This window comes from Mesorhizobium sp. M0478, assembly GCF_040321305.1.
GTDB lineage: Bacteria > Pseudomonadota > Alphaproteobacteria > Rhizobiales > Rhizobiaceae > Mesorhizobium.
Map to the genome: position 1 here is coordinate 345,286 of NZ_JAMYRH010000004.1, position 12,832 is coordinate 358,117.

The 12,832-nt window shown below is 61.0% G+C and carries 8 protein-coding genes and 1 pseudogene; all 9 read right to left on the bottom strand.

Features of this window, described 5'->3' with window-relative positions; all coding sequences use genetic code 11:
- Positions 1 to 1,059, bottom strand: coding sequence for a PilN domain-containing protein (locus NKI64_RS12785; RefSeq protein ID WP_352668264.1), 1,059 nt, complete (start codon positions 1,057 to 1,059; stop codon positions 1 to 3).
- Between the two features lie 373 nt (positions 1,060 to 1,432).
- Complete coding sequence (locus NKI64_RS12790; protein ID WP_023815871.1) at positions 1,433 to 1,867, bottom strand: contact-dependent growth inhibition system immunity protein; 435 nt, start codon at positions 1,865 to 1,867, stop codon at positions 1,433 to 1,435.
- 18 nt (positions 1,868 to 1,885) lie between these two features.
- Entirely contained in the window at positions 1,886 to 6,280 is a 4,395-nt protein-coding gene (locus tag NKI64_RS12795) for an endonuclease toxin domain-containing protein (protein ID WP_352668370.1), read from the bottom strand.
- Positions 6,184 to 8,100, bottom strand: a complete 1,917-nt coding sequence (locus tag NKI64_RS12800) for a SpvB/TcaC N-terminal domain-containing protein (protein WP_352668266.1) — start codon at positions 8,098 to 8,100, stop codon at positions 6,184 to 6,186. Before NKI64_RS12800 ends, NKI64_RS12795 begins: the two co-directional genes overlap by 97 nt.
- A gap of 89 nt (positions 8,101 to 8,189) precedes the next feature.
- A pseudogene (locus NKI64_RS12805) lies at positions 8,190 to 8,583 on the bottom strand (ATP-binding cassette domain-containing protein); the annotation flags it as partial.
- 39 nt (positions 8,584 to 8,622) lie between these two features.
- A complete protein-coding gene (locus NKI64_RS12810; RefSeq protein WP_352668268.1) occupies positions 8,623 to 9,825 on the bottom strand; it encodes a mandelate racemase/muconate lactonizing enzyme family protein in 1,203 nt (400 codons plus the stop codon).
- A gap of 8 nt (positions 9,826 to 9,833) precedes the next feature.
- Complete coding sequence (locus tag NKI64_RS12815) at positions 9,834 to 10,160, bottom strand: NIPSNAP family protein (protein ID WP_352668270.1); 327 nt, start codon at positions 10,158 to 10,160, stop codon at positions 9,834 to 9,836.
- Positions 10,161 to 10,207: 47 nt separating this feature from the next.
- Positions 10,208 to 11,566, bottom strand: coding sequence for a mandelate racemase/muconate lactonizing enzyme family protein (locus tag NKI64_RS12820; RefSeq protein ID WP_023704649.1), 1,359 nt, complete (start codon positions 11,564 to 11,566; stop codon positions 10,208 to 10,210).
- Between the two features lie 55 nt (positions 11,567 to 11,621).
- Positions 11,622 to 12,788: a mandelate racemase/muconate lactonizing enzyme family protein gene (locus tag NKI64_RS12825; RefSeq protein WP_023752135.1), complete on the bottom strand. Its 1,167-nt coding sequence runs from the start codon at positions 12,786 to 12,788 to the stop codon at positions 11,622 to 11,624.
- Positions 12,789 to 12,832 lie beyond the last annotated feature (44 nt).

The following is a 12,832-nucleotide window of genomic DNA, read 5'->3' on the forward strand; positions in this document are numbered from 1 at the left end:
TCAGAGCGCTCCGATCTTGGCCGAAATGGTGAAATGTTCGCCGTCCTGTCCGGGCACCTTGACCACGGGCGAGGCAAATTCCGGCGCCGAAAACAGCGGCGAGGCATCGATCGGCTGGATCAGTTCGGCGGCGGACGTGGCAAAGCCGGTGATGGTCAGGTCGTCGCCTTTGGCCGAGAGATCGGTCAGCCAGGCTGTGTCGGGAAGCAGATGCGTGAGTTCGGCCCAGACCCGCACCAGCGAGGCCGTGGTCTTCTTCTCCTGGCGGATTTTCTCGACCCGCTCGATGCCGGCCTGGCGCTTCTGCAGCGACGCGCGTGCCGTTTTGGCCAGAACCTGCGCATCGGCAATCTCGGCGTCGAGTTGGCCATCGGCCTGCCATATCAGCCAATGCGCATGGGCGAAGGTGATGAGCAGTGCCGCCGCCAGCGCCGAACAGGCCGCGATCCAGGTGCTGCGCTTCCGCCGGTCGCGCGCCGTCGGCGGCCAGATGGCGGCCAGGCTGAGCGGATCGGCGCGCAGCGTCTCTTCGGGCTGCGCCAGCGACAGGCTGCGCACCGACCCGCCGGCGCGGTGCACCGCATCCAGCACCGCGGCAAGCGTCTTCCCCTTGACGACATGATAGGAACTGTCCTGCCCGGCAGGCCTGGCCCCGGCATCCCTGGCAAACACGACATGCACCTGCGCCGGGTCGAGCGGCGTTGCGGCCAGCAGGTCGAGCTCGGCCATGTCGCGCGCCTGCCGAACCGGCAGAAGCCGCGGCGCCAGCTGCCTTGTCAGGAACAGGCCGGGCTGAATGACAATATCGAAGCGCGGCCGCCTGACGCGGCGCCCGCCCTGCAGCAGCGCCAGGATTTCGTCGGAAGAGGCGGTCAGCGCCAGCGGGATCGACTGAAACTCCGGCGCCCCGGCCTCACGCACGCGAATGCCATCATCCGCCAGGCTGACGATCCAGTCGCCGGTGGGCGCCTGCTTCTGCTTCGGCGAAAGCCGCGCCCCTCGCAGCTCTTCGAGCCACCAGTCCCGGAAATCCAGACATTGCGCGCCAAGTCCCGCCACGACCCACCCCACCCCGGCTGATTCTAAGCCGAGGGTTTTCAGGCTGAGGTTACAGGGGCTGGTGTGACGGGGATATCAGCGAAGGCGCGGGGAGCGGATTAGCCACAGCTTTTGTTATTTGGTTTGAGCTGACACGGTCCGGCATCAGCCACCAGGCCCAGATGCCGACATCTGTGACGCGGCAAGGCTCGACTAGCAGGGTCTTGTAGAGCGCATGGCCCCTTACCGCGCTGCGTGATGCGGCGGAACGACAATGCGAGCAAGGAGGAGCATGCGGTCAATCTATACGCAGCTCAGCCAAGGGCAGGGTAAAATATGCATTGTTGCTGTAATTACTGCTATTCGAAGAGGAAGATTCCAGCGAAAGAATCCTTCATTTGGAATCACTGAGCGCAAATATTACTGCCTCACCTAGGCCATCGTCGGTCTCGCGCAATGTCTGACTTTTATCCTCTAGTGGCGTAAAGCCAATTTTGCTTCCGCGGTTCTGTGTAGGAACAAGCCTAATGATGCCACCATCTTGACTGATGTTGACGCATCTAGCAGTTTTGGCAAAGGCGCTGAAGGATTTCACGCCAAGAGATTCGGCAAACTCTTTATTCAACTTAGGCCAGTCCTCTTGCCGAGGATGAGGAACGCCATCTTTAGATAGATGGAGACAGTTCAAAACGGCCTTCCTTATTTCAGCGACCTCATTCTTTTGAATGACTAGAGTTGGGCGCTCCTCAATCCACAATCCCATAATTGTCTTCGACTGACCAAAGATAAAAAGCTTCCCATTCCGCTCGTAGGCCGTTGCAGATTTCAAGCTGTACTCCTCCTATTGTCATGGAAATGTGGAAACGCTCACAGCAACACCTCGCGATGCCCCATATCGCATAGCTTCGCTAATAGCTGCCTGCTGTGCCGCATTACCGCTATTGGGCACAGCAACCTGCAACGCTCGTTCAGATATTTGTGCCGAGTTGATTGTCCGGCCAGCGTAGGTCGCACCATTGAACGCTTTGACCTTGTCCACATATCCTTTCAGTACTTGACTTAGCGTACTAGCATTTTGGTATGTCTTCGCGTTGAGGTCTACGCTCTTGATGCTCGTGACAGTGCCGCCCGCAATTTTGTCGACCACCGGGTAACTGTCAGGCAAATTTTGCCCGAGCGCCTTCTCAATCGCCTTTCCCCGGGGCGCCGGACCAAGAGACCAAACGCTTTCCACAGCTTTGGGAGCGACTACACTCGGGGCAGCAGCAATTGCTCGTGCGCCGGATACCCACCCAACGCTTTCAAGCACTGACATGGCATCCATCGCCATCAGTTCGGGTGTCGTCTTGCCAACACGCGCGCGGCTCTGGCGTGAAAATTTGTCCCAATCTGGCGCTACATTGTAAGGATCACCTTCTTCTCTCGCCTTTTGTGCCTCAGTATCCGCATGATCAGCGTTTGAAGAGTTTGTCGCATCTCGATCCTCAGATTTCGAGAACCAGTCGCCGAACATATGTCCATTTGGGTCGCTCTTGTTCACGGGATCATTTCGAGCATAGGCATATCGGTTCGTCCCAACGCCGGGCAGTGTCGGGTCCCAGTCATCCGGCGAGATGAACCGCCCCAGCACCGGATCCATGTAGCGTGCATTGAGATAGAGCAGCCCGGTCTCGGGGTCGAAGCGCTCGCCGATATAGCTTTTCTGCGTCTTGAAGCCGGTGTTGAGCTGCTCGCCATAGGTGGCGTAGTTGGTGTACTCGACAATGGCGCCCGACATGTCGGTGACATTGCGCACCGAGGCCAGGTGCTCGCGGTGCAGGAAGTATTTGGTCGTGCCGACTACCTTGATGTCTGGGTGGGGATAGCGGGTGTAGATCTCCGCACCCGGCGTCGCCGGATTGATCTCGACGGAAGCGTCGGGATAGAGCGTGGTGGCGAAGGTTGAAGCCTTCTTTACCCGCGCACCATCTGGGCCATAGAACAGCGAGACACTGTTGGAGGCCCGCGTGACGGTCTTCAGCCGGTTGGCTTCATCCCAGGTCAGCGTTCGAGTGCCGTCGGAGGTTAGATTGCCATTGGCGTCATAGGCCATGGCATTGGCGCCGACGGATGTTGGCGCATGCGGACGTGCCGCGTTCCCGGCGGGATAGACATAGCTCCCGGCAACGCGCGTGCGCGAGATCATGTTGTCGTTTGCGGCATAGACGAAGGTTTCGTCCAGCGTGTTGTCGCCGGCATTGTCGGCCGAAATCAACCGGTCGGCATTGTCGTAGCCATAGGTCCAACTGGCCGAGCCTGCAGGGTCGATGCCGATGATGCTGGTGATGCGGCCGATGGCGTCACGCACGTACTGACGATCCATCAGAATGGTGGCATCCTTGGCGGTGGTTATTCTCGTGAGCCAGTGTCGGGTCGGCGAATAGGCGAAGGAGGTCTTCACGCCGTTGGCGTAGGTGATCTCTTTGGTCTGGCCATCGGCCTCGTAGACCGTCGAGGTGATGAAACCGGGAGCGGAGACGAGCCTGTTGCCGGCGCTGTATTGCAGCGGTGCGGCTGACGTGCCGAAGTCGAGCTGCACCGGCAGATATTGCGTCGCCAGTGTTTGCCCCGACGCATCGCGTACGCTGGTCGTGGTGTGGGTCAGCGTGCCGATGGTGGTATCCTGCCGCGCCGGCTTGCTGAAGCCGTCATATTTGTACGCTTGCGTGGCCGCCGGATTGGTCGAGGCAGTCAGCTGGCCGATGTTGTAGAAGCCGGCAGCCGCCTGGTCGTAGCTGTTCTGCATCTGCGTCACCGCACTGCCACCCGGCGCCGTCGCCGTCTTCAGCGTCAGCCGGTCCATCTGGTCATAGCTCAGCGTGGTGACCGTGTCTCTGGCATCAGTCTGGCTGACCAGCCGGTTGGCGGCATCGTAGACGTAGGACCATGTGCCGAGATCGGGATCGGACGCCGTCAGCCGGTTGCCGACCATGTCGTAGGTGTATGTCCAGTTTGAACCACCGGGATCGGTCACACCGATCAAACGGCCGAGCCTGTCGTAGTTGCGGGCCTCCATCAGGCCGAGACCCAAAGTGTCGCGATAGACAGCCACAACATCGCCCCGTGCCGAACTGACCGTTGTGCTTTTATGGCCGAGTTCGTCGGTCAGCGTTGTTCCCCACAGCCGCGGCGGGAGGGTTTCGGCGGTGGCGAGATAGGGTAGGTAGCTGCGCTGGCTGGCATCCGGATTGACCGTCAGCAGCAACCGGTCGGCCCAGTCATAGCTGTTGGTGGTCCACTGCGCGGCCTCGCCGACAAATCTAGGGAAGGCGCTGCGCAGGACATTGCCGCGAAGATCGTAGTCGGTCTCGGCAATGCGCCTGGCGCCGGCCGCTGTCTCTCCGGGAGTCTCTACCCGATAGACCCGGCCGAGCCCGTCATAATACGAGCGGATAAAATCCTCACCGGCGCCATTGGGCAGCGGCGTGTACTTGACCAGCGCCTGAGTTGCCGGATTGCCCTCGTTCTCGAAGCGGATCTTGGCATAGGCGCCGGTGACGCTCTGCGAGACCTGGTAGAGCCGGCAGAACGGATCGTAGGTGAAGGTTTTGACGAGACCATTGGGGTCGGTCTTCGTCGCCAGCAGCCCGCAGGTGGCGTTGTATGTGGCTGTCGAGACAAAGCGCGTGTCTGCTGGTTGCCCGCCCGTGGCAAAATACTTCGGCGCCCGCTCGGTTACGGGATAGACGTGATAGGTCGCGTCATAGTCCCACTCGGTCTTGTGGCCGAGCGCGTTGATGGCGGAGATCTTGTTGCCATAGGCGTCGTAGGCGAAGACCTGATAGGAATATTTCTGCGGCGTCGAGTAGACATCGGCATAATCGATCGACCAGGTCAGATTGCCCTTGGTCGGCGGCGCACTGTTGTCGCCATGCTGGTTGTCATAGAAAAACGCCTTGTAGCTGATGAACGGGAATGTCTCGTCAAGACCCGCCTGTACCGTCTGGATGCGCGGTAGCGACACGATATAGGCCGACGTGTTGGGCGCAAACCACCGCCCGGTCCGGGTCTCGTCGCCACTGACATCGGTGCGGCCGTAGTCGTCCTGCAAGAAGATGTTGTTGTAGGCATCGAACCAGCGTTGGACCCGCAAGGTGCGGCTGATGTTCTCGGTCAGCGTCGTGTCGGTGACCGTGTTTTGCACCGTGTAGGGTTTTGCCGTGGTGTTGACGACATAGGTCTCGGCCACCTGCTTATGGACCGTACCAGCGCCATCCTTCCACACCGTCAGTGACGGCAGGCCATAGCTTGCGAGATCCTGGCGGAAGGTGGTCTCGATCTTCGACGGCGCCGTCTCGCCATTGGCCAGCGGCTTTGTCTCGACGATCGAGGCAAAGCTCAGGAACTTGCGCGCCGCCGGATCGTATTTGCCGCCGGAATAGGCGTAAGCGCTCACCGCCGTCTGGCCACGGCCATCGCTGACCGACAGCTTGGTCACCGCATGCACGACCTGCGGCAGGTAATTGTTCACCCAGGTCGAGGACGGCGAATACTCCATCGCCACCGTGCCGCCAAGTTCCGTCACGATCTGCTTCAGCAGGTTCGGATTGCCCGTGCCGGCATTCGAGATGAACATGCTGTTGTAGTTGGTGAAGTCTGGCAGCCCGTCGCCGTTAAAGTCGCCGATGACTGTGCCGACGTTCGCTGTCGTAGGCATAGTGAATTGCACCGGCGTCATCGCCGTCGAGGACGGCTGCAGCGAGTAAATCTTGATAGGGCCGATCGACAGAGGCCAGGGTGGCGGCGCCGACTGGTTGCTGCCGGCTGTGATGACATCCATGCGGCCATCATTGTCGAAGTCGCGAAGGACAGCGGAGGCACCAGAGACCGAGGATATCGAATAGCTTTTGAAGCCAACGCCGGTCGACAGCCAAATCGCAGGGCTGGCATTACGACCGTAGCGGAAGACATCCGTTGCCCCATCGCCATTGATATCGGCAAAAACGCATGTGCCGGAGGTCTCAGATTCCTGTGCCGGGCAACTGATGCTGAAGGATGGTCCACTCTTCTGCCAAACGCCGTTCGACAGCGCTCCTTTTCTCGCCGTCCCGCCGCTACCCCAAAAGAGTGGTTGCTGCCGGCCGCTACCGAGAAAATCGCCGACGCCTATTGCTGGTGTAGACCAGTTGCCAGCGACAGCATTGACAACGTCGATGCCGTTGCCGCCTGCATCGGCAACGAGTGATGCCCCTGCGGTGATAATCCCCCCGGCCCAACGTTTGGAAGACCATCACACACCGCCTGATAACCGGTTGGAGTACAGGGTATCTTTGACAGACCCAGAGAAGCATCAGCCTTGATGATTGATTTGGTGGCCGTATAGGTAATCCGACCGGTTGCACCGTCTACATAGTTCTGAATGGACGTATCTGCGAAATCCGTAGAACTCTTAGTCGCCAAGAAGTGACCAGCTTCTGATGAATACTCAGGGGGATCTGGATCACTGTTAGGGTTAGCTAACGTGTCTAAAAGCAGGGACACGGTTCCGGCCGGATCGCCGCTCGAACTGAATTTGTATATGTACTTGGTCCGCTCTAGAGCTGGGCAAGGACCTTGATTGTGCGTGCAGGTGTCCACGTTCCTGATGGCGTCGCCAAAGATCTCATCTCGACCGTCTGCATCCAAATCCCCAACCTGCCTCGGCGAAGACACACCTCCACCCGCAAATGAGGGCGCTGCCACCGACCCATAGACCCCATCGGTGTTCTGATAGGTCATCTGGCCGAGCACCTTCGAGGTGCCACCGGAGATGGCGCCGTCTGTGGCGACGCTGGCGTCCGTGCCGTAACGCGTGACGGCGGTCAGCCGTGAGGTGTTGGAAAACGGCGCCTGATCGTAAGTCAGCTTGTAGGCACCCCGCAGCATACCTGAGACCGTGACGCCGATCGTCTTGATGCGCTTGTCGGTGACGGAGATGTCGCGGCCATTGCCCATCAGGATCAGGTCGGGACGCGTCTCGTAGTAGAACTTGACCACCGTACCGTTGTAGCTGACGGCGTCGGGATAACAGACCGGACTTGCCGGACAGGTGTAGGTATAGGTTACGCTATTGCCATTGGTGTCGGTGACCGAGGTCAGCAGCCAGCGATAGCTCATCGCCAGATCATAGGCCGGCGTGCCGGCGGTCGGCGTCAGATTGGCTACCGCCGCCACCGAGCGGAAAGTCGAGACCGTGCCGTCGCGGTCGGTAACCCTCCATTCGTTGCTGGTGCTGTTCAGCGCAATGCGGCGATAGCTTTCATTCTCGGTCGCATGCGTACCGCCGGTCGCGCAGGAAGGCGACACCATGCCGGCCGCACAGGCCACCATCGCCTGGCCGTCGAGCAGATAAATGTCATTGGCATCGTATGCCGGCATGCCATAGCCAGGCGTGGCCCGCTCAATGACATCGAAACCATCGAGACCCCAGCCATAGCCGAGCCAGCCCTGGTAGAGGCCACCGAGCTTGCTCTTGCGTGAGGAATTGTAGTTCAGCGCGATCTGCGGCTCGATGCCGTGGAAACCGGGCACGTCGATGCCGATGTCGTAGCCCAGATTGCCGTTGCCCCCAGCCTTGGGTAGATCCACCTTCGGCGTGCCGATAGCTTCGGGATCGCCGCTGTCGGTTGCCGTGGCCGCTTCCACTGCCCCCGCTGCCGCGGCAGGTTCCTCCGGCGCTGCTTCCGTATCGGCCTTCTTCTCTGTGGCCTTGCCCTTCGCGTCGGTCGTTTTGGCATCGGCAGCCTTGGCGTCGCTCGCATCATCAGCCTTGGCGTCCGCCGGCTTGGCGCCGACCTTGGCCGCCGCATCGGGACTGCCGGTCGCGGTTGCCGTGTCGCCTGGCGCGCCCACCGGCGGCTTCGCCGAGGAGCCGCCTAACGCCGCCCCGCCATTGCCGAGCCCGCCACTGGCTGGCGCAGCCGGCGAGGTACTCTGCGCAAAGGCCTCTGTCCCTGCGCCACCTCTAATATAAGAAACGAGAGATGTATCCGCGCCGAAGACGCCAGCGGCAAGCACAGCCGCGCCCAAAAGCAACCGCTTCATTGAGTCCCCCTAGCCAAGTTGCTTGACGCTACTCCGGCTTGACTTGGTTTATACGACGGCAACCCGTCACAACCCAGATATCCACAGCTTTATTTTGCACGCATGGGTTGCGCAGAGAGCGCCAAGCGCCCTGCCAGTGGAGCGATCACATATGGGCGCTCCCCGTCGGAGAGTTCGTCGCCCCTGCCTGCCGAAACAGGTTCGGCATATCGGGAACGTCCAGGCTATTGCGCTGGTCGCCGGCAATGTCGAACACGATGGTGCCTTCGTGCAGCATGAGGTACGGGTGCCGTGGTCGAGCGCGTCGCGCATCGAATCCGTCACCATCAATGCCGTCAGTCTCCGCTCCTCGACGATCTTGCGCGTCAGATCGAGAACGAAGGCCGCCATGCGCGGATCAAATGCGGCGGCGTGCTTGTCCAGGAGCAGGATCTTCATGCCGGTCAGCGTCGACATCAGCAGGCTGACGGCCTGGCGCTGGCCGCATGGTCTTCGACGATGTGCTCAGGTCGCGTCGGATCGTTATCGGTCGAAGAAACCGGCGTCCTCTTCCGCCAGGTATTTCTTCGCCGCTTTGGCATCGATGTCGAGGCCGAGTCCCGGAGCTTCGAGCAGGTCCACCATACTGTCCCTGACGATCTGCCCCTTGGGCAGGCCGATGACGATGTCCTCCCACCAGGGGTCGGAGGCGCTGGGATATTCGAAGGCGATGTAGTTGGCCGGCAGCGTGGCGCAGACATTGATCAGCGCGCCGAGGCCGAGCAGCCCGTTCGCCGTGCCGTGCGGCGCCATCATGATCGAGTGCATGTAGGCGTGCTCGGCCACCCATTTGAGCTCGGCGATGCCGCCGATGTCGGCGGGATCCGGACCGATGACGCGAACCGCCTGCGTCTCGATCAGTTCCTTGAAGTTATGGCGCAGGTAGATCTGCTCGCCCGTGTGGATGGGGGTGGACGTCGATGTGGTGAGTTCGCGGTAGGCTTGCGGGTTGACCCACGGCACATAGTCGCCGGTCAACATGTCCTCCAGCCACATCAGATTGTATTTTTCGACGGCCCGCGCGAAGCGGATGGCGTCGGGCAGGAACCAGCCGGGGCCGCAATCCAGCGCCAGCGAGACCTTGTCGCCGAGCACCTCCTTCATGGCGATGACGCATTCGATCATATGCGCCATGCCGCGCTCGCTGATCTGCCCCTGGTCCATCGCGCCGTGATAGGTCGGCGGCTGACGCACGCCGTAGTGGAAGTCGGGGACGCTGGTCTTCATGTTGGAATGAAAGCTGATGCCTTGCTTGACCATGAAGAAACCTTCCGGCCGCTCCATCATCCATTTGACGTCGGCCGCGTAATCCTCCGGCCTGTCGCCGGTGCGCTTCTTGCGGATGGAACCGTTATAGACCCGCACCTTGTCGCGCACCTTGCCGCCGAGCAGCTTGTAGACCGGAACGCCTGCCGCCTTGCCGGCGATGTCCCACAGAGCATGCTCGATAGCGCTGACGGCGGCGCCGTAGGGCTTGAACGAGCCGCGCTGGCGGATTTTCAACATCACGCGTTCGACATCGGTCGGGTCCTCGCCGATCAGCGCGTCGCGGAAATGCAGCACCCAGGGCTTGAGATAAGACTTGGTGTACTCAACCTCGCCGAGGCCATGGAGGCCTTCGTCGGTGACGATGCGCACGATGGGATGCTTGCCGATGACGGCGCACCTGAGATCGGTGATCTTCATGATGTCCTCTATTTCACCGACGAGAAGGCGGTTGGCGCGAGAAACTGGCTGGAAATATTGGCCAGGATCGGGCCATCGCGCTCGGACTCGTCGCGGGCCTCGAGCCATGCCGGATCGGTGGTGAAGGCCTTCCATTTCACTTCGCGCTCGGCAAGGGATTCCCAGGCGATGAAATAGGTCAGTCGATTGCTGCTTTCGCCGACCACCGTGGTGAAGAACCCGGCCTGGCGAATGCCATGTCTATCCCACAGCGCCAAGGTATGGTCGTTGAAACGCTTGAGCAGCGCCGGCAGCCGGCCCGGCACGCAGTCGTAAATGCGAAGTTCGTAGATCATGGTCCATCCTTCTGTTCACCTCTCCCTCCGAGGAGAGAAGTGTAGAGTCAGCTCCAGGTGCGGTCCCAGGAGTATTCGTCGTCCCAGTGATCGGTCGGTTGCCAGATGCCGGTGACGCCGGGCTGCAGGTGCTGGCTGATCACTTCGTCGACGATGTCGTCGATGCCCAGACCAGGCTTGTCGGGCACGGTGATGAAGCCGTCCTTGACCAGCGGCTTGGGCAGGCCGGTGACGATATCGTCCCACCAGTCGACTTCGACGCTGTGATATTCGAGCGCCATGAAGTTTTCCGTCGCCACCGCGACATGCGCGGCGGCCATTGCCGCGATCGGGCTTTCCGCCATGTGAATGGCCATGGCGACGCCATGCTCCTGCGCCGCGTCGCCGATCTTCTTGGTCTCGAGAATGCCGCCGGTGGTCAGCAGATCCGGATGGATGACCGAGATGCCGGCGTTGAGCAGCGGCTCGAAGCCTTCCTTGAGGTAGATGTCCTCACCCGTGCAGATCGGCACCGAGGTCGCCTGCTGCAACTGCCGATACTGCTCGGTGTACTGCCAGGGGATCACGTCCTCGAGCCAGGCCGGTGCGTATTTCTCGATCCGCCGGGCCAGACGGATGCCGTCCTGCAGCGAGATGTGGCCGACATGGTCGATGGCGAGCGGAACCTCGTAGCCGATCACCTCGCGGACCTCGTGGATATATTGGTCGAGCAGGTCGATGCCCTTTTCGGTGAAGTGGAGGCCGGTGAAGGGATGCGGCACGTTTTGCGCGTCATAGGCGGCATTACGCGCCCGGCGCTCGTCCAGCGTGCGTGCCGGACCGCGCGCGGCATGGCTGCGGAAACCGTCGAGCACGCCGGCCGGCGCCACCACTGCGCCCGATATGTGCGAAATCTGCGCCAGACCGAGATCCATCTTGAGGAAGGTGAAACCGAGATCCATCCGCGCCTTGAGCCGCTTTCCGGTCTCGGTGCCGCTGGGCTTGTCCGCGTCGGTGTCGCAATAGACACGCACCTTGTCGCGAAACCGTCCTCCCAGCATCTGGTAGATCGGCACGCCATACGCCTTGCCGGCGAGGTCCCAAAGCGCGATCTCGATTGCCGAGACACCGCCACCTTGCCGCCCATGGCCGCCAAATTGTTTGATGCGGCGGAACAGCCGGTCGACGTCGCAAGGGTTCTCGCCCAGCAACCGGCTCTTCAGCATCAGCGCATAGGTCGCGCTGGCGCCGTCGCGCACTTCGCCCAGGCCGACAATGCCCTGGTTGGTGTAGATCTTGACCAGCGCGGAGGTGAACGGCGCGCCGACGATCTCGGCAACGCGCAGGTCGGTGATGCGCAGGTCGCTCGGCCTGGAGTTCGTATTTACCCGATTGAGCGCCTCGCCGGCGCTACCCGTCTTTGCCATAGCTTATCCTCGTTCTGATTGGTGGCGCCCCGCACCCCGGCCTGCATAAGCGTTGCTAGCCAAGCTCTATCTCGTGGGCCTGCAGGTAGTCTCGGTTCATCTCGACACCGAGACCCGGCTTCGACGCCAGCTTGAGGCTGCCGTTCGAGACATCGAGTGGCTCGTCGATGAGGTGATTATATTTGTCCAGGTTCCACTCCGACGTTTCGAGCTTGTAGAAGTTGGGAACCGTCATCATCACCTGCGCTCCCGCAACCACATTGATCGGTCCCGCGGCGTCATGGGGCGAGACCGGGATGTAGTAGGCTTCGCACAGGGCGGAAATCTTCTTCAGTTCGGTAATGCCGCCGGTCCAGGTAACGTCCGGCATGATGTAGTCCGCAAGCCTGTTCTCGAGCACCGGCACGAAATCCCATTTGGTGTGGCCGCGCTCGCCCCACGAGATGGCGGCACTGACCTTCTCACGCACTTGCTTGAGAGCATTGAGGCTTTCTGGCGGGCATGGCTCCTCGAACCAGTCGATCTGGCCGGCTTCCTCGAGGCTTCGGCAGAGGCGAATGGCGGTGGGGACGTCGAAGCGGCCATGCGCGTCGATGAGAATGTCGACATCGGGCCCCGCCGTTTCACGGATCAAAGCCGTTAGTTCGGCAGCCTCGCGCTCGTCCTTGCGGGTCATGCTGCCATCGAGGTAGCCGTCCCGCTGTTCGCGCGCCAAGCCATCGGCGATGCGGCCCTGGTGGGGGAAAGGATCGAACTTCAGCCCGGTGTGTCCGGATTCGACGATGTCTCGAATTTCGCGGACCACAGCCTCCTTGCTGGTAAACTTGGCCTGGTTGGGATGGGTATAGAGCGCGATTTCATCGCGCACCGGTCCGCCCAGCAGCTCGTAGATCGGCTTGCCTAGAACTTTGCCGCGAATGTCCCAGAGCGCTATGTCGATAGCGCTCACGCATTCGACTGCGGCGCCGCGGCTGCCCATATAGGTGAAGCTGCGGAAAATCTTGTGCCAGAGATGCTCGATGCGCACCGGATCCTCACCTGTGACGGCAACACCGATCTGCCGCAGGATCGTGCACAGCGCGCGGTTGGCGAGCCTTGTGGTGGTGGTGATTTCCCCCCAGCCACTCACCCCTTCGTCGGTCGTCACCTCGACGAACAGGAACTCTCCCCAATAGGAAGCATCGGACTTGATCAGCCACGGCCGAACGCTCGTGATTTTCATCTCTCAACTACCTCTGTCTGATGGCTGGACCAATGATGTTCTGG